A 16,063-nucleotide genomic window follows, 5' to 3' on the forward strand; every position below is an offset into this window, starting at 1 on the left:
TACAGGTCAGGACCTCGATATGACACAGGACGCGCAATCCGCGCCGCTTTCCCCTCACGACGGCATCGGTGGTTTCCAGGTGCGCCTCCGGCGCAATGAAGAACTGTCCGCACGTATTGTCGCGGGCGACCACTTTCCCTCCATTGAAGAAATCGCCAGCGGCCTGCCGATGTTTCGCGAATCGATCCGCGAAGACGTACGCAAGCTGGCCGAGGTTTTGGAAGTTCGAGGCGACACGACGGCTCGCTTCCGCAAGCTGTTGCGGCTTTATGCCGACACCGGCACCGAGCGGGATCTCGATTCCGTCGTCGCAGCCAGCGAGAAGACGCTGTCGCCGCTCGACATGATCCACGCCCGGATCTGGCTGTATAATCTCACGCAGCGGTGGCCTGCCGCGATCGACGACTGTCCCGCGCCGGTCCGGTATGCCTGCGAGAGGGGCCTTGCTCGGGTCTGGCTTGAGGGCCTCATCTCCGATTTCCCGTCCACCGACGACAGGATTTTCGACGTCGGCCGCCAGAAGGCACGCCTGTCGCAGGGCGTGACCGCTGGTGTCCTGCAGGCCATCAACACGCTGATTGTCGGCCTGTCGATCCGCCGCGAGCATGGGATCGTCACGGACGCATCGCTCGCTCCCATCGTTTCTCTTTTGAAGCAGGATGGCTGGTTCGAACGGCGCGAAGAGCAGGCCGCGACGCCCAGCAATTTGAGCAAGCTCCGCAAGTCCGCGCCGGACGACGAGGGCAACATCGGCAAGCCCCGCGTGCCGAAGGGCATGCCGGCGGTCATCGTCTACGACAAGCAGACGACACTGAGCGGTAGCACGGCGTCGCGGGATCTGCGCAAGAGCCTGGATCGGATCGCCGGCAACCCGGTGCCGATCCGCGAGGTCATCCAGGACGTGCGGCAGATGCTGCTCGACGAATGGCCGCACGCGGGCCCGGTCATCAACCGGCTGATCGGCAAGATGCGGGTCGGCGATCCGATCCGTATCCGGCCGCTGCTGCTCGTCGGGGAGCCGGGAACGGGCAAGACCAGTCTGCTGCAAGCGTTTGCAGCGTTTCTGGAGTTGCCTTACGTCGTGTTCGGCTGCGCTTCGTCGTCTGACAACGCCTTTGGGGGAACGCCAAGCCGCTGGAACACGGCGTCTCTGTCGATGCCCGCGGAGCTGATCCGGCAGAAGGAGATCGCCAACCCGCTCGTGGTCCTCGACGAGATCGACAAGGCCGCGAGCAGCCCGACGAACGGCGCCTTGGTGGATTCGCTGCTGCCTATGCTCGAGCCGCACACGGCGGCCGAATATTTCGAGCACGGCGTCGATGGCACGTTCAATCTGGCCCACGTGAATTTCGTCGCGACGGCGAACACTCTGAGCATCCCGGCGCCGCTGAAGGACCGCTTCACGGTGATCCGGATGCCTGATCCGGGGCCGGAACATGTGGGATCGATCGCTCGCCGGATCGTCGAGGAGATCGCCGAGAAGCGCGGGGAGGAGGGCATGATCGCACCTCTGGCTCCCGACGAAGAGGACATTTTGCGCCAGACCTGGAAGAGCGGGTCGCTGCGCAAGCTGCAGCGTGTCGTCGAGACGATGATCGACACCCGCGAACGTCACGAGGTGCGCCAGTGATAATCTTCTTCGACAAGCACGTCCAGGAACGTCTCGAGCGCATCGAAGAGGTCGAGGGAATTCCGCAGGACGAATTCGTGCGCCAGGCCGTCTCGGCCTGGGCCTACACCCATCCCGAACAGCGCCAGGCCTTGGCCCTGCAGATCATGAGCGCGGTCATGCGCAAGAGAGTACCCCACGAATGAACAAGGACAGGCTGACTATCGATATTCCGTTCGAGCAGGTTTTGCAGAACCGGATGAAAGAAATCGCCGACGAGGACGGGCGGGACGTGGAGGCGGTGGTCATCGAAGCGCTTGCGACTTTCGTCCTCGAGCGCTCCCTGGCAAAGGTCGCGAGGGAGAGGGCACGATGAAGTTCTATACAGCGGACACGCACTTCAACCACGCCGGCGTGATCGACATGTCGAAGCGTCCGTTCCGGTCTGTCCACCAGATGAACGAAGCGATGATCACTCGCTGGAACGAACGGGTGACAGACAAGGACGAAGTCTTCTTTCTCGGGGATTTTTCGTTCAAAGCCCTGGACGCGGCACGCGAGATCTTCGTCCGCCTTGCCGGACAGAAGCACCTGATCGTCGGCAACCACGACAGGTCCGGCATCCACGACTGGAGCTGGGTTTCGATCAACCAGACCCAGATGGTCCACGACGGCGACGAGCGGATCTTCCTGTCGCACTACCCCGTCCTGGAATGGCCCGGCTACTACCGAGGCGTCCGGCATTTCTTCGGCCACGTCCACGGCAACAAAACGGTGCCCGGGGCCACGGATGTGGGCGTCGATCTGTGGGATTACCGGCCCGTCACCGCGAAGGAGGCGATCGCTGGCATGACGCCGCTGGAGCCTGACGAGAAGAAGGTCACGATGGCCGACTTCGGCGGCGAGGCGACCCGCCAGATCCTGAAGCGGGCGGACGACTGGATGGCGCCCTGGGAGCGGTCGGTCCTCGCCGACGCTCTTGATCGGGCCGCCAACCAAGCGCTGGAAGACATCCTGAACCAGCGCATCGATCAGGCCGGCTGTTGGTGATCTCCATTATGCCGATGTGCGGCTTTCGGGTACTTCGGCATAATAAGAAGAGGTGCCATTTGGCCCAGCCGCAGCGCCATATCAATCTGTTCGTCCTTTGAAAGTTGCTGCGGGTTAGGCTTTTCATGCCACTATGGATTCAGCGATCCGCGCCGTCGGCAAGGGTTAAGGCCATCACTCTTTCCCTCCCTTCGCCAGACAGGGAATCACGAACGCCCAGCACAAGAAAATCACAGCTGAGTCAGATCAAGCGCAGGCAGGTATGCGGGGCCGATTAGGCGGGGTAGCTGGTATGGCGAGAGTTATGCTCGTCATTTAATGTCAAATCCAGGATAACCCTTTCCAGCGACATCGTCGCAAATCGCTGCGTACCGAGCCATTCCACCGGCATAGGGCATGAAAACTCTGGGTTTGCCCGGCACATTGGCTCCGAGATACCAAGAGCTGCTCGCCATCGGCAGCAATGTTGCGTCGGCGGCTTCGTTGACATGCGCAACCCAGTCGTCGGCCGCTTCAGCCTTGGCCTCGATGCGTGTGGCGCCGTTTTCCTGCATCTGGCGAAGGCATTCGGCGATCCAGTCCACATGCTGCTCTATCGGCACAGGCATGTTGCACAGGACAGAGGGACTGCCGGGTCCGGTGATCGTGAAGAGATTAGGAAAGCCTGGTGTCTGCAAACCCAGATAGGTTCGCGTTCTCGGTGCCGCAGATCTGCCGGGGTGGCGTGACGTGGCAGCAACACGACGAACCTCGCGAGCGTCCTTCGACGATTTCGGATGGACAGATTCAAGGTCCTTCGATATCCAGCAGGGCATGGTGAACGCGAACCTACTTTCGAAGCCGATGAGAAAGCTGCTGGCAGCAGCTCTCCTGTGCTTTGCAGTCGTGGTTTCCCAGTTCGCCCACGCCGACGTACCGCCGAGCCTTCATGCGCCTGCGGCAGTTCAGGCATCCGCCGTCGATGCAGATGTCGGGCATTCTCATGCCGCGCCCGGAGACGAAGAGCCGGACACGCAGCATCAGCACGAGAAGGCTGTCGACGGAAAGTGCGCGAGTCACTGTCCGTCGATTTTCGTCGCCACCTCGGGGGGTGTCGTCGCCGACATCTTGTCCAGGGACACGAAGGCACCCTTGCTCGCGTCGGCCATGAGCGACAGCATCGTCGCCGGCCCCAAAAAACCCCCTCGATCCTGAGACACTGGGGCAGCGCTTCCTAGCGCTGCTATCGCGTCCACTGCTGTCGTCCCGGCAGTAGTGCGCGGAGGACGCTGGACCAATCCGCTCGCATAGCCGCGAGGGGTGCATTTCCGGCCCTTGATCTCAGGCATGGCCTTTCGCGGAGCGCCCGACAGGACGCGGCGATGGCTGGCGAGCACCAGGTTTCGATATGACCCGCCTTCTACTTGTCGGCTTGCCCAGCCTCGCGCTGGCCGGCTGTACCGTCAGTGCGCCCTTGGGCCTGCCGGACGCCGTTCCGTATACCATGCCGGCCGATCCGACGATCGCTACGGGCGGAAGTCACTATTACCCCGTCATAGGCGGCTAAGAGCAGCGTGGCACGCAAGATCAAGGTCGTGCAGCCGGACTACATGCCGATGGGCACGGACGGTATGGCCGACATGGCCGGAATGTCGATGCCGATCCCCGCCAACACGATCCCGATGATGACCGGCTGGGGGCAGTTCGGCTCGCTGGAGATGGGCGGCATGTTCACCGTGGTGAAGGTGCGCCAGCGGATCCAGCCCGGCGACTACGAAGATCCGGGCGACTACGAGCATCCAGCCAGCACGGTCGCCTACGAATGGACCGGATCACTGCCGACGGCTGCGGCAGCTCCCCAGGGGAGCGAAGCGGGCAGCTCGATGAAATCCACCCCCGTGCGGCAGGTGGTGCCCAGCGGCGGCGGACACTCCGGCCACTGATGGCCGGGAGCCGAGGAATGATTTCCAACCAACATAGAAGGAAGAACTCATGCAGAACCGACTGATGATCGGCGCGGCGTTCGTCGCCACGCTTCTTGCGGCACCGGCCTACGCTGCCGGCAGCCACGCCGGGGGCCACGACGACGAGATGGCGCTGGGCAAGGCGGGCGAGGCGTCGCAGGTTACCCGCACGGTGGAGGTCTCCATGGTGGAGACCGACGACGGCCGGATGGTCTTCGAACCGAAGACGATCGACGTGAAGGAGGGCGAGACGGTTCGCTTCACCTTCCAGAACAAGGGGGAGCTTCCCCACGAGTTCGTCATGGACACCTCCGGGTCGATCCAGGAGCACAAGGAGGTCATGGAGAGGTTCCCGGAGATGGAGCATGCGGACCCGAACTCGATCAGCCTGCAGCCGGGCGAGACGGGCGAGATCCTCTGGACCTTTACCAACACGGGCGACTTCGAGTTCGCCTGCCTCATTCCCGGACACTACGAGTCGGGGATGCACGGGCCCCTGACGGTGGCCACCAAATAAGCCGTCTCAGACCTCACGATCACACACGAAGGATATTCCGATGAATGTCTCCAAGATTGCGCTTCTTTCGGCCTTCGTGCTGGCCGTTGCCGCGCCCGCATCAGCTGCCGAGTTCACCAAGGGCCAGGTTACCAAGGTCGATGCCAAGCAGCAAAAGGTCACCGTGAAGCACGAGGAACTGACCAACCTCGACATGCCGGCGATGACGATGGTGTTCAACGTCGCCGACGAAGCGATGCTCGAGAAGGTCGCCGAGGGCAGCAAAATCGAGTTCGTCGCCGACCGTCTCAGGGGGAAGATGACGATCATCGAGCTGAAATAATGCGCAACACCGCCGGGCGATGGACGTCCGACCCGGCGGGCGGTAGCGGAAGGCGCCTGTGCCGGCCACGCCAGGGCGTATGGAACCCAGATCGGCCGAGATTTCATCGTCCCAGGCTCGGATGTTGGCCCGCAGATTACACTTACAGGCCTGTGCGGCGTCCTGCATGACAACCCGAAACATCGAGTTCGTTACCGGCCGTTTAAGGGAAAGAAGCAGATGGTCGAACTGAAATAACAGGCGTCCGAATTTCTACCCGACCGAAATGCCCGACCCAGGAGGACAATGTCATTCCGGGTCGGTCTGGCAGGGTCGGCAACGCCCCCACGGAGAGCGCCGGCAAGAAACACACTTCAACTGGAGTGGGGGGCTCAGGACGTTCCGCTTTGCCACTCGCCTTTTCGACCTTTGGGACTGCACGTCCGTAGCCAAGTTCAACGCTGCGTAGCGTGCGGGTCGTCCTTTCAGGAGAAAGGTGGTCTTGAAAGGCCACGGTGTAAAGGCCGGGCAGCCGACAGCCGGAGTGTCCACCAGGCTCTTCTGCCCAACGCAGACAGAGCGAAAGGAAAGCTTTGAAGCGGGCAGGGGGATCAGGTGCTTGTCTCACTCGTTCCAGTTGTATCACCCCTTCTTGCTGCTGACCGCAATCCCAATCTTCCCCAACAAGTGTCGCAAATGACTGCAAAGAGAGCCAACAATGAACAAACCGATTTACATGGGCCTGCCGCGCCGTAGCGTGTTGATTGGCCTCGCCGGTCTTGCCCTCGCGGGATGCAACTCGAGAAACCGCGTGCTGTCATCACCGGTAGTTCCCTTGGCGCCAGCTGCGCCGCCTTCGCCGTCCCTGGCGGTTCGCCCGGCCATGTACGACGCGATGCCGGAGGAGCGCTTCCCGATCCCGGCGGTGGACGTCACGCAGGTCGAGGAACGGTTCTGGAGGACGGTGGTCGACGATCCGACGGGTGAGGCTCCGGGGACGCTGGTGGTCGATACGCCCGCCAAGTACCTCTACTTCACCCTTCCCGGAGGATCTGCCGTCCGCTACGGCATCGGCGTCGGGCGGGAGGGATTCGCCTGGTCGGGCCGCGCAAAGGTCCAGTACAAGCGCGAGTGGCCGCGATGGACGCCGCCGAACGAGATGGTCGCACGGCAGCCGGAACTGGAGCCGTACTCCATCGATAATGGCGGCATGGATCCCGGTCTCAAGAACCCTCTTGGCGCCCGGGCCCTCTATATCTTCCAGGATGGACGGGACACGCTCTATCGCCTGCACGGCACGCCAGAGGCATGGTCGATCGGCAAGGCGGTCTCCTCAGGCTGCATTCGCCTGCTAAACCAGGACGTCATCGACCTGTACGAGCGCGTTCCCGACGGCACGCTGATCAGAGTGATCCAGGATATGTCCATCCAGGCGACAGCGTGAGGTGTCACGAGTGGCAGTAATGCGCAGTAGCGAGTTCGACCTTGCCTTATAACCGCCACCGCCGGTTCTCCCGTCTGATGCCGCGCAGGTTCCTCGGATGCAGTATGGAGGAGGACCTCGGAACGAAAGCGTTTCACTTTAGGCTGGGCGTGAAACCGTGGTCCCTTCACCGAGGGGTCCGGGGCAAGTCCTGGTCCATGGCGGGCCGTGGTGACGAGGTTGGCGTCCTCAGTGAAGTCGGTCTGGATAGCGAAGCCGGCCATCACACGACCTGCGGTGCTGGCGGGCCGGGCGATGAGTGCGGGCGGGCTGTGCCGTACCGGCGGCGCCCTGGTACGTTCGCGACCTGGGCTACAATCAGGGAGCCGAAGGTCCCGCGGCGTTTCGGGCACTGGGCTTCCTTTTCCAGGGTCTGCCGGTCTTGCTGTCGATTTCAGATCACGAACACTGGAGCGAACCCACCTCCAGGACTCCTGAAGTTCGTGGTCTGGCCTTGATAAAGGCGCGCGGCCACCAGGAGCACCTGCCCGTCATAGGTATAGAGCCGGACGTCCATCTTTCGCGCCTGGATCCCCTCGTCGATGCTGATCATGCGCTCGCTGGGCTTGACCAAAGTCTGGGCAACGTAGCCACCCCGCTCGATCTCTGCCCAGACCCCTCTCGTAACCTTGTCGCCGCGATACACCGCCTTTCCGCCATGTCCGCCCGTTGGCTTGAAGAACAGGCCCTTGCGCGACTTCCATAGTTCGTTGGCGTTTCCAGGGGTAACGAGGATCGTGCGTGGGATGGAACTGAGCTGGGCCAAGTGGGTCGGTTCCAGGCCCCAGGCCTCAAGTATCGCAGGGTCCGATAGCAGCGACAGGTTCCGCTTGTCGGCGAGCAGGGCGTGGTTATGCGGATTCGGCGTGACGACCACCGCACCGTCCCGGTAGGCGTCCCGCAGCGCCTTGTGTTCCGGCCGATCGAACGCGAAATCTGTGACCCGGTTGTAGACGAGATCGATGGGATTTCCGTCGAACGTGAGCCGTCCGGCTTCATGGCGAAGATGGCTGGCATCCGCGATGGCCGCTTCTATGCCCCGAGCTTCGAGAACTTGCCGCGCCAGCACGAACTCGGGATAGAGAAACTGTTCCTCCGGCCCGTCGTCGACGATGGCAATTCGACGTGCGGTACCGGTTCCCCGCTGGCGAATCCATTCTTCGTGAAACATGCGAAACGCGGCGTCCTCGAACGCATACGGCTTCACCGGCATGTCCCTTTCGAGACAGCAAGCGCGCTGCGCCCTTGCGAGCAAGGCGTTGAGGAACCCCCCGCCCGCGTTGGTGTTGATCTCGATAAGCCGGGGGCCATCTCTGCCGAGGTGGAAATCGTAGCCCATCAACGCGCCAATCGGGCCGTGATCCTCCCGCGAGATTTCGGGAGCCCACGAAAGGACTGCCTCTCGGTATGCGGAATGCCGTGCCGCCTTTTCTATAGCTGTGACTACGTCCTGCATCTCGGCCACTTCGCCGGCCGAGATGAAAACCGGTACGTTCGAAAACAAGTGAGCCTTGGGGCGGATGAACGTCTCGCAGAATTCCGGATCGCCAGCCTCTTGCTCCAGTGCGTCGCACAGCGATCGACGGTCAAGCGTGACGCAGAAGCAATTCTGGTTGAGCCGATCCGAGAGAATTTGTACTGAATCAGAGGAAGTGGAGTTTGAATTGCTCATCGCTCGCAATACCATAACGGCATCGAGAATAGACGCGCATTGAGGCCCAGGGAGACGTGGAATCGGTCGACGATCATCGGTTCCCCAAGGTTTCGGTCAGCAAACCGATGCCGAGCGTTGCATCAGTCTTGGCGATCGATTCCTTGGCGCTGACTGTCCCAGTTAATGCCCTAATCGCGTCGATCGTTTCAGGGATGACGATCGCCTGATTGTCGACCATGTAAGCGTAGAACAGCTCGTCTCCCTCGACTTTCAGCATGTCTGACCACAGCGCCACTTCGTAGAGGTTGTCATTTGGGCGACCCAGGTCGGCCATGAGTTCCTTTACGGTGTTGAGGGCCGTCAAACCGGCATCCATTCGGATCAGAGCGATCCGAGACGACGCGGAAAATGCGTCGAGTACTTCTTCCCGGGCAGCCGGTCGGGTCAGTTGCACCGACCAATAATGTAAATGCGCAATCGTCTCCGGTACCTTGACTGCCATCGTGATCACATCGAGTTCGGGGTCGACGCTCTGCGCATCCGGCCCTTGATGGCTCGGAATTTCAGGCTCGGGGACAAGCGTGTTCATGATCCCCCCGAGGTGACTTTCCCACGGGTCGGTTGCGCGGCGCAGCAGCGTCCCGCGTGCGCGATGTAGCAGACCCGCGTGTTTCAAGACCGTGAGGGTTCTGACGATCGACGTGGTGTTACAAGAGACGACACGCGTGCTGACCCGATTCAGAGCGCTCGCATAGCTGGCCTCGGCGACGAAGGAGTGTCCGGTCACCTCGTGCTTTTCGCCACCCTGGACGATGAACTTGATGCCCCTTTGCCGATAAATGTCGACGTTCACCGCCGCGATCCGCTTCGGCGTGCAGTCAACTACCAGATCACTGGCACCTAGCAGATCATCGAGGCTTCCGGTGATGTCGAGACCGGCCTTCCGCATCGTCTCCGCGTGGTCCTTCGTGGCACCAAAAAGGCGAAAGCCCCTCTGAATCACTACCCGCGGCCGCCAGTCGAGACTGATGTCTGCCACCCCGGCGAGTTCCATATCGTCCTGCCGGACCACAGCGTCAGCGACACGCTTTCCGATCACCCCGTAGCCGTTGACGGCGACCCGGATTTTCTTCGCCAAACTCATCTGATCCTCCTTGTGCCGGAAGTGCTCCGCTGATGGTTAAAGGTCTATGTCGCCCATCGTCCCGACAATCTGACCGAGTATTCATGCGAAGTCGCTCAGGTTCGGTTTCTCACCTGCTGCGTCTGCTCCCATCTAGTACAACGCCTGCTTTATGAAGGCTTCTCCTAGGACCATACTCGTATCAGCTATCCCCGTGAGGATGAAGCGGCGCTTCGCTGCACTAGGATAATCCCGGACAGCACCAGCACGACACCTGTGGCTTGGATTGTCTCGAGGCGCTCGCCGAAGAAGGCCGCGCCGAACATAAGACCGAATATCGGCACCAGAAATGTGAAAGCGTTCGCATGATTGAGCGAGACACGCTCCAGCGCTTCAAACCAGAGCCAGAAGGCAAGCGCTGATCCGAAGACCGCAAGAGCCAGGAGAACGAGTAGGAATTCCGTCGACCACGCCAGCGAAGAGACATCTTCCGTCAGCACGGAAAGGAGAGCCAAGGGTACCGCACCGATGAGCAGTTGGCAGCCCATTGCCATGATCGGATCAACCTGGCCGGTGAGGCGCTTGATGGCGACGTTGCCCACGGAGACACCCGTTGCGGCGAGTACGACATAGGCGATGCCGAGGGAGTAACCCTGGATATGGTCTGCGGCGAGGCCGGGCAGGGCGATGACGGTAATTCCGGCCAAGCTGACTGCCAGCCCGAACTTTCCCATCATTTTCAGACTTTCACCAAGGAAGACGTGCGCGAGAACCGCGGCAATGATCGGCTGCACGTTCGCAATGACTGTCGCGAGACCCGGCGCCACGAACTCGGCCGCGTGGAACATGCCGAGGAAGCCCATGCTTGTCGCCCCAAGCCCCACCACAACGATCAGGGTCCAGGACCGAACGCCGACAGGTGCCCGCCGATGACAGAGGAACCCGAGGGCGATCAGGCAGACCCCTGCGAGGGCTGCGCGCAGAGCCGCGAAGGCAATATGGGGCGCGAGATCCAGACCTATGGTAATAAGGGGATAGCAGGCGGCCCAAAGCACCATAACCGTCAGAAGGCGTATAGAGGCATCAATGCTCATTGCCTGAGCTCCCAGGCTACGTTCACTCGCAGAGATTTGGCACGTGTATCTGATCGTATTTTGGCCTATCGTCGCGGTCTTGATATAAATCAATGCCGAAGCTGCGTTGACTTCCTACATGACGGTCACTCGAAGCCCTTCGGAAAGGTCACGCTATCAAATGTCGCAGGCGAGCACATGCCGACGCAGAAAGGATCCGCAGTTTGCGATGTGGAGCCTGAGGCGTTGGATTGTCTTGCTGCTTATGCTGATCTTTGCAACCTCAGGACTCGTTAACGGATCGAAGGGCGACCACGTCGCATCCCCCGCTTCGCTTTCGCATGATGTCGCATCTTTGGGGCCCGCATCGACCGGGGAGCGACCTTGTGCCGGCGGTGCCGATGATGCCCATGGCGCAACCTGCTGCATAGGCAGCCTCTGTTCGTTTTGTGTCCCGCTGCCGGCGTCAGCGGCCATCGCGACTCTAACCGTCGCTGAAGTTGTCTTGGCTCTGCCCGGGCAGGTTTACCGCGGCCTCACAACATCTCCCGGTTTCCGACCCCCGAGTCTCTCCGCCAGCGGCTGAGCCCCGCGAGCCTCTCGCGGTGTATCGGGCTGATCCGATCGGCATTGGTCCGATCCGGTCCTGACACGTTTTCCGAAAATTACTGTCCGTCGCTTCGCCAGTTTCTGCGTCCACTGCGGATGCAGGCTGCAAAGTCACCCTGTGCCAGATCGCGGGCCGCATAGTGACATCTCACCAAGATCGATCTCGATCCAAGCCGGAGATTATGGCAATGATGAATAGATTTCCAAATTATCCTAGTAGCAAAACGATTGCGTTACCGGTGCGCGGCGTTCAATTTTACCAACATGGACTGGTGGCACTTGCAGCTTCAGCTTTGATGGTGTCGAGTTTTGACATTGCACAAGCGAAGACGGCGCCGTTCGATCGCGGAAGCTTTGTTTATACTGCTGGCGAACATGGTAACACCATCAGCGCGATTGATCTCGCCGCCGGCAGCGTTGTGACAACGCCGATCCCCGTCTCGCCGCACGATATTCAGATCACGGCAGACGGCACGCGGTTTCTAGCCGTGGGTGAGCCCGAGGAAGGGCACGGGCATGGCGAGAGTTGAGATGCGCACGACGGCGACGAAGCCAAAGGGCGACTGCTGGTCCTTGATCCGGCAGGCCTGGCCAGCGGAGTTCTGGACTAGATCATCGTCGGCGCAATCGGTTCAGAAAAATAGCTGAAGGGAGATTTGCAGGTCATGACATTTCACGAACACGGTCCCGTCGACCCAAAGATCCACGATGGTGTGCGGCGGCCATTTCTCAACACTCCAGCGGGATTTGCGTTCTGCGTTTTCCTCGCCGTTGCGGGCGTGTTTCTCTGGGTTGAACATCGTGCGCACGTCCTCGGCGCAATGCCGCTTCTGCTGCCACTTCTGATCTGTCTCGGCATGCATTTCTTCATGCATAGAGGTCACGGCGGCCATGGTGGGAAAAGTGGTGGCCGTGATGAACGGTGACGTTCCCGCATACGGTCTGTGGTTTCTGGCGGCTGTAAACGCGGGCGTCTTCATCCTGTTCGCGTTCAGCTTCTTTAAGCCAACCACTGCGCGGGACTGGCGCTCGCTCGGGGCCTTCTCGGCCTTCGTCGTTGCCTTATTCGCGGAGATGTATGGCTTCCCGCTGACGCTCTATCTGCTGGCGGGCTGGGTCGGTAGCAACTTCCCGGCTCTTGATCCACTCTCACATGACGCAGGACACCTTTGGCCAGCCCTGTTCGGCTGGTCCATGGATCCACACTGGTCGCCTTTCCACCTGCTGAGCTTCGTCTTTATCGGCGGCGGCTTCATGCTGATAGCTGTCGCCTGGCGGGTACTGCATGACGCGCAGAGCAAAGGAAGTCTCGCGACATCCGGTCCATATGCCCGACTGCGGCATCCGCAGTATCCCGGTCTTGCACTGATTATGATCGGGTTCTTCCTGCAGTGGCCCACGCTGGTTACGGGACTGATGCTGCCTGTTCTACTGGTCATGTACTGGCGCCTCGCAAAAAGCGAAGAGCGCGAGGTGGAGGCGGCATTCGGTGACCGATATCGCCGCTATGCCCGCGCGGTTCCGGCTTTCCTGCCACGCCCAGCCAGTCGGCTCATTCAAGCAGGGGGTGATCGTGGCGTCTTATTTTATCAACCAGGAGTACGAACATGAGAACGCGAAATTTCCCGAGGGCCTTCTTTACTGGTCTGGTTATTTTTGGAACCGCGACAACGGTCCTAGCCCAAACCGACGCACCGGAGCATGACGCTCACCATCCCGTGGAAGCGCAGGCATCACCGCCGGCGGCCGCGATGCCGGGTGACAAGCCCGCAGCCGCCGCACCGGAGTCCATGCCCGGCATGGGCATGATGACGCCGGAGATGATGCAGATGATGCAGCGCATGATGGGTCAGGGTGGAACGCCCGACATGATGGGAGGCATGTCCGGTCAAGGGGTGCGCGAGGGCGGTGCTGCTCCGAGCGCACCGGGTCAGAAGCCCATGGCAGGGATGATGACGTGCCCGATGATGCGAACGATGATGAATGGTCAGGCAGCGATGGGCATGCCTGGCATGGTCGGCGGTCAGGGCGCTCTTCTCGGAACGCCGCTTGGCTCACCGGAGGAGATGACGGAGGACCGCGTCCGCGCTCTCCTGGAGCAGCAACTGACCAGCCTTGGCAATCCGCGTCTGAAGATCGGCGAGATCGGCACGGCAAGTGATGGAAGCATAACTGCGGAGATCCTTACCGTCGACGGCTCTCTGGTTCAGCGGCTCGCGTTCAACCGCTATCCCGGTCTGGTCCGTCAGATCGTCGATTAAACCGGGCAGCGACCTGACGTCGCTGTCGGCATTCGCGCAAGGAAAGCACGATGAGAACGAGCGTTATCGAAGTGGGCGACTTGCTGACGGCGTCGAGCCCGGACGAAGTAGGTAAGCGGATCGGCGAGGTACCAGGCGTCGAAAGCGTCTCGGTGGATCACGCGGCAGAAAGCGCCACGGTCCGCTACGACGAAACCCGCATCGAGGTGGCCGAGATCAAGTCCTTGGTGCAGCGGTCCGGGCGCATCGTCGCCGCCCCGCCTGCTGCTTCGACGGGCGGGGATCACGAAGGCCATGCAGCGGCGGAGGCGTTGCCAGCCAAGTCGGAGGTTGCGTCCGGCCATTCAGGCCACGGGAACCATGACAAGCACGCGGGCCACTCCCCAGCGATGTTCCGGGACCGCTTCTGGCTCTCGCTCGCTCTCACCGTGCCGGTGGTCATATGGTCCGTCCACATCCAGGAACTTCTCGGCTACCGGGCCCCGACGTTTCCCGGATCTGACTGGATCGGCCCCGTGCTCTCCACCGTGGTTTTCCTATACGGTGGTCTGGTCTTCCTGCAGGGCGCGTTGCGAGAGCTTCGGTCCCGGCTGCCGGGAATGATGACCCTCATCTCGCTCGCCATCACGGTGGCCTTCCTGTTCTCGTGGGTCGTTCAGCTCGGGCTGATCGAGGCGGACGCGCTTTGGTGGGAACTGGCCACGCTGGTCACGATCATGCTCCTCGGCCACTGGATCGAGATGCGGTCCATCAATCAGGCAGAGGGAGCACTGAAGGAACTCGCGAAACTCCTTCCGGACACCGCGACGCGAATTACCGACGGGGGGGAGGAGAAGGTTGCCGTCAGCGCGTTGCGGAACGGTGACCTGGTGCTGGTTCGCCCGGGCGAGAGCATTCCTGCGGACGGCGTGGTGCGAAAGGGGGAGAGCGACATCGACGAGGCGATGATCACCGGGGAGTCGAGGCCGGTGAAAAAGCGCGAAGGCGACGAGGTGATCGCCGCCACGATCAACGGAGAGGGCTCGCTGCGCGTCGAAGTAACCGGGACAGGCGACAAGACCAAGCTGTCCGGCATCATGCGGCTTGTGGCCGATGCGCAGACTTCCAAATCGAGAGCGCAGCATCTCGCGGACCGGGCAGCCCGGCTTCTGACCGTCGCGGCGATCGGGGCTGCTGTCGTCACCTTCGGGGCGTGGCAACTGGCAGGAGCGGCGATGGACTTCTCCGTAGTACGGATGGTGACGGTGCTGGTCATCGCCTGCCCGCACGCTCTCGGGCTGGCCGTGCCCCTGGTGGTGGCCATCTCCACCACGCTTGGGGCCCGTAACGGGCTTCTGGTGCGGGACCGGCGCGGGCTCGAGGAGGCCCGGAACCTTGACACCGTGATTTTCGACAAGACTGGAACATTGACGCTGGGCGAGTTCCGGGTCGTCGCGATGTCCGTGGCCGAGGGTCTGGCGGAGGACGAGGCCCTTCGCATCGCTTCCGGCATCGAAGCTGAGTCCCAGCATCCGATTGCCCGGGGGATCGTAAAGACCGCCGAAGACAAAGGCATCGCGGTTCCGTCCGCCGACGGCTTTCGCTCTATCACCGGCAAGGGCGTCGCGGCCACGATCGACGGCGTGGAGTATCATATGGGCGGTCCGGCGCTCCTCAAGAGCGAAGACGTCCAGGTGCCGCCGGCGGTTATAAAGACAGCCGGAGCCGCGGCCGACCGCGGGCAGGCGGCGATCTATCTGGTTCGGGAAGGCAAGGCCCTGGCCGTGTTCGCCGTAGCGGACGCGATCCGCGAAGAGAGCCGCGAAGCCATCGCGGCGCTGCACGAACGGGGGATCGAGGTCGCCATGTTGACCGGCGACGCGCAGGCCGTGGCGGATGCCGTCGCCAAGGAACTCGGCATCGACACCGTGTTCGCGGAGGTGCTGCCCGAGGACAAGGCATCCAAGGTTCGCGAATTGCAGGCGCTGGGCAAGAAGGTCGCCATGATCGGCGATGGCGTGAACGACGCCCCGGCTCTGGCTACCGCCGATATCGGGATCGCGATCGGCGCGGGCGCAGACGTCGCCGTCGAGGCCGGGCATATCGTGCTGGTGCGCTCGGATCCCCGCGACATCCCCCGGATCATCACGCTGAGCACCGCCACTTACCGCAAGATGGCGCAGAATCTCTGGCTGGCTGCGGGTTACAACATCTTCGCCATTCCACTCGCCGCCGGAGTGCTCGCGCCGTGGGGCATCCTTCTGACACCCGCCGTGGGTGCGGTGCTCATGTCGGCGAGCACTGTCGTCGTGGCAATCAACGCGCAACTTCTGAAGCGGGTCAAACTATGAATTCGTTCAGGATAGGTCGGTCGTCGTCCTGCGGACTTCCACACCGGGACCGTCACCCAATTCATCATGATCGAACGGTGAAAAGCGTCGCTCGCCTTGCCGGTGTCCTG

Annotated in this window: 17 protein-coding genes and 1 pseudogene; 14 read left to right on the forward strand and 4 right to left on the reverse strand. The window is 61.7% G+C overall.

Features of this window, described 5'->3' with window-relative positions; genetic code table 11:
- Nucleotides 1-19: 19 nt before the first annotated feature.
- The 4 genes from H9Q09_RS15335 to H9Q09_RS15350 are packed head-to-tail and all read left to right on the forward strand — an operon-like array spanning nucleotide 20 to nucleotide 2,659.
- Entirely contained in the window at nucleotides 20-1,630 is a 1,611-nt protein-coding gene (locus H9Q09_RS15335; RefSeq protein ID WP_187391748.1) for an AAA family ATPase, read from the forward strand.
- A complete protein-coding gene (locus H9Q09_RS15340) occupies nucleotides 1,627-1,815 on the forward strand; it encodes a hypothetical protein (protein WP_187391749.1) in 189 nt (62 codons plus the stop codon). Before H9Q09_RS15335 ends, H9Q09_RS15340 begins: the two co-directional genes overlap by 4 nt.
- Nucleotides 1,812-1,985, forward strand: coding sequence for a hypothetical protein (locus tag H9Q09_RS15345; protein ID WP_187391750.1), 174 nt, complete (start codon nucleotides 1,812-1,814; stop codon nucleotides 1,983-1,985). Before H9Q09_RS15340 ends, H9Q09_RS15345 begins: the two co-directional genes overlap by 4 nt.
- Entirely contained in the window at nucleotides 1,982-2,659 is a 678-nt protein-coding gene (locus H9Q09_RS15350; protein ID WP_187391751.1) for a metallophosphoesterase, read from the forward strand. Before H9Q09_RS15345 ends, H9Q09_RS15350 begins: the two co-directional genes overlap by 4 nt.
- 311 nt (nucleotides 2,660-2,970) lie before the next feature.
- Here the strand turns inward: H9Q09_RS15350 and H9Q09_RS15355 are convergent, their stop codons facing one another.
- Nucleotides 2,971-3,243, reverse strand: a complete 273-nt coding sequence (locus tag H9Q09_RS15355; protein ID WP_188077115.1) for a hypothetical protein — start codon at nucleotides 3,241-3,243, stop codon at nucleotides 2,971-2,973.
- 145 nt (nucleotides 3,244-3,388) lie between these two features.
- Between H9Q09_RS15355 and H9Q09_RS15360 the strand changes: the two genes are divergently transcribed.
- The 5 genes and pseudogenes from H9Q09_RS15360 (at nucleotide 3,389) to H9Q09_RS15380 (ending at nucleotide 6,864) form a co-directional block, all read left to right on the forward strand.
- Nucleotides 3,389-3,853 (forward strand): hypothetical protein, encoded by a 465-nt coding sequence (locus H9Q09_RS15360; protein ID WP_187391803.1) that lies wholly within the window; start codon nucleotides 3,389-3,391, stop codon nucleotides 3,851-3,853.
- A gap of 344 nt (nucleotides 3,854-4,197) precedes the next feature.
- A pseudogene (locus H9Q09_RS15365) lies at nucleotides 4,198-4,581 on the forward strand (copper oxidase); the annotation flags it as partial.
- Nucleotides 4,582-4,630: 49 nt separating this feature from the next.
- Entirely contained in the window at nucleotides 4,631-5,119 is a 489-nt protein-coding gene (locus H9Q09_RS15370) for a plastocyanin/azurin family copper-binding protein (RefSeq protein ID WP_228240817.1), read from the forward strand.
- A gap of 40 nt (nucleotides 5,120-5,159) precedes the next feature.
- On the forward strand, nucleotides 5,160-5,441 hold the full coding sequence (locus tag H9Q09_RS15375; RefSeq protein ID WP_187391753.1) for a copper-binding protein: 282 nt from the start codon (nucleotides 5,160-5,162) through the stop codon (nucleotides 5,439-5,441).
- Between the two features lie 697 nt (nucleotides 5,442-6,138).
- Nucleotides 6,139-6,864: a L,D-transpeptidase gene (locus H9Q09_RS15380; protein ID WP_187391754.1), complete on the forward strand. Its 726-nt coding sequence runs from the start codon at nucleotides 6,139-6,141 to the stop codon at nucleotides 6,862-6,864.
- 433 nt (nucleotides 6,865-7,297) lie between these two features.
- Here the strand turns inward: H9Q09_RS15380 and H9Q09_RS15385 are convergent, their stop codons facing one another.
- From H9Q09_RS15385 to H9Q09_RS15395, 3 genes are all read right to left on the reverse strand, one after another.
- Nucleotides 7,298-8,575: a hypothetical protein gene (locus H9Q09_RS15385; RefSeq protein ID WP_187391755.1), complete on the reverse strand. Its 1,278-nt coding sequence runs from the start codon at nucleotides 8,573-8,575 to the stop codon at nucleotides 7,298-7,300.
- Between the two features lie 73 nt (nucleotides 8,576-8,648).
- Nucleotides 8,649-9,701: a type II glyceraldehyde-3-phosphate dehydrogenase gene (locus H9Q09_RS15390; RefSeq protein WP_187391756.1), complete on the reverse strand. Its 1,053-nt coding sequence runs from the start codon at nucleotides 9,699-9,701 to the stop codon at nucleotides 8,649-8,651.
- Nucleotides 9,702-9,886: 185 nt separating this feature from the next.
- On the reverse strand, nucleotides 9,887-10,774 hold the full coding sequence (locus tag H9Q09_RS15395) for a DMT family transporter (protein ID WP_187391757.1): 888 nt from the start codon (nucleotides 10,772-10,774) through the stop codon (nucleotides 9,887-9,889).
- A gap of 770 nt (nucleotides 10,775-11,544) precedes the next feature.
- On the opposite strand from H9Q09_RS15395, the gene H9Q09_RS15400 reads away from it, so the two are divergent.
- The 5 genes from H9Q09_RS15400 to H9Q09_RS15420 all read left to right on the forward strand — a co-directional run bounded on the left by H9Q09_RS15400 (nucleotide 11,545) and on the right by H9Q09_RS15420 (nucleotide 15,953).
- Entirely contained in the window at nucleotides 11,545-11,892 is a 348-nt protein-coding gene (locus H9Q09_RS15400) for a hypothetical protein (RefSeq protein ID WP_187391758.1), read from the forward strand.
- Nucleotides 11,893-12,027: 135 nt separating this feature from the next.
- Nucleotides 12,028-12,288 carry a DUF2933 domain-containing protein gene (locus H9Q09_RS22785; RefSeq protein ID WP_187391759.1) on the forward strand — a complete coding sequence of 87 codons (261 nt, stop codon included), beginning with the start codon at nucleotides 12,028-12,030 and terminating at the stop codon, nucleotides 12,286-12,288.
- The gene (locus H9Q09_RS15410) at nucleotides 12,254-12,973 is read left to right on the forward strand and encodes an isoprenylcysteine carboxylmethyltransferase family protein (RefSeq protein WP_246716167.1); all 720 of its coding nucleotides are present in this window, start codon (nucleotides 12,254-12,256) and stop codon (nucleotides 12,971-12,973) included. The genes H9Q09_RS22785 and H9Q09_RS15410 overlap by 35 nt, the downstream gene beginning before the upstream one ends.
- Nucleotides 12,970-13,623 carry a hypothetical protein gene (locus H9Q09_RS15415; RefSeq protein ID WP_187391760.1) on the forward strand — a complete coding sequence of 218 codons (654 nt, stop codon included), beginning with the start codon at nucleotides 12,970-12,972 and terminating at the stop codon, nucleotides 13,621-13,623. The genes H9Q09_RS15410 and H9Q09_RS15415 overlap by 4 nt, the downstream gene beginning before the upstream one ends.
- 50 nt (nucleotides 13,624-13,673) lie before the next feature.
- The gene (locus tag H9Q09_RS15420; protein ID WP_187391761.1) at nucleotides 13,674-15,953 is read left to right on the forward strand and encodes a heavy metal translocating P-type ATPase; all 2,280 of its coding nucleotides are present in this window, start codon (nucleotides 13,674-13,676) and stop codon (nucleotides 15,951-15,953) included.
- The last annotated feature ends 110 nt before the right edge of the window (nucleotides 15,954-16,063 follow it).

Origin of the sequence: Aurantimonas sp. DM33-3 (assembly GCF_014334315.1) — a bacterium.
GTDB classification, from domain to species: domain Bacteria; phylum Pseudomonadota; class Alphaproteobacteria; order Rhizobiales; family Rhizobiaceae; genus Aurantimonas; species Aurantimonas coralicida.

Coding starts and splice junctions, on each gene's coding strand:
- H9Q09_RS15335 (WP_187391748.1), top strand. CDS start 20: ATGACACAGGACGCGCAATCCGCGCCGCTTTCCCCTCACGACGGCATC.
- H9Q09_RS15385 (WP_187391755.1), bottom strand. CDS start 8,575: ATGAGCAATTCAAACTCCACTTCCTCTGATTCAGTACAAATTCTCTCG.
- H9Q09_RS15370 (WP_228240817.1), top strand. CDS start 4,631: ATGCAGAACCGACTGATGATCGGCGCGGCGTTCGTCGCCACGCTTCTT.
- H9Q09_RS15420 (WP_187391761.1), top strand. CDS start 13,674: ATGAGAACGAGCGTTATCGAAGTGGGCGACTTGCTGACGGCGTCGAGC.
- H9Q09_RS15395 (WP_187391757.1), bottom strand. CDS start 10,774: ATGAGCATTGATGCCTCTATACGCCTTCTGACGGTTATGGTGCTTTGG.
- H9Q09_RS15390 (WP_187391756.1), bottom strand. CDS start 9,701: ATGAGTTTGGCGAAGAAAATCCGGGTCGCCGTCAACGGCTACGGGGTG.
- H9Q09_RS15415 (WP_187391760.1), top strand. CDS start 12,970: ATGAGAACGCGAAATTTCCCGAGGGCCTTCTTTACTGGTCTGGTTATT.
- H9Q09_RS15345 (WP_187391750.1), top strand. CDS start 1,812: ATGAACAAGGACAGGCTGACTATCGATATTCCGTTCGAGCAGGTTTTG.
- H9Q09_RS15380 (WP_187391754.1), top strand. CDS start 6,139: ATGAACAAACCGATTTACATGGGCCTGCCGCGCCGTAGCGTGTTGATT.
- H9Q09_RS15375 (WP_187391753.1), top strand. CDS start 5,160: ATGAATGTCTCCAAGATTGCGCTTCTTTCGGCCTTCGTGCTGGCCGTT.
- H9Q09_RS22785 (WP_187391759.1), top strand. CDS start 12,028: ATGACATTTCACGAACACGGTCCCGTCGACCCAAAGATCCACGATGGT.
- H9Q09_RS15350 (WP_187391751.1), top strand. CDS start 1,982: ATGAAGTTCTATACAGCGGACACGCACTTCAACCACGCCGGCGTGATC.
- H9Q09_RS15400 (WP_187391758.1), top strand. CDS start 11,545: ATGGCAATGATGAATAGATTTCCAAATTATCCTAGTAGCAAAACGATT.
- H9Q09_RS15410 (WP_246716167.1), top strand. CDS start 12,254: ATGGTGGGAAAAGTGGTGGCCGTGATGAACGGTGACGTTCCCGCATAC.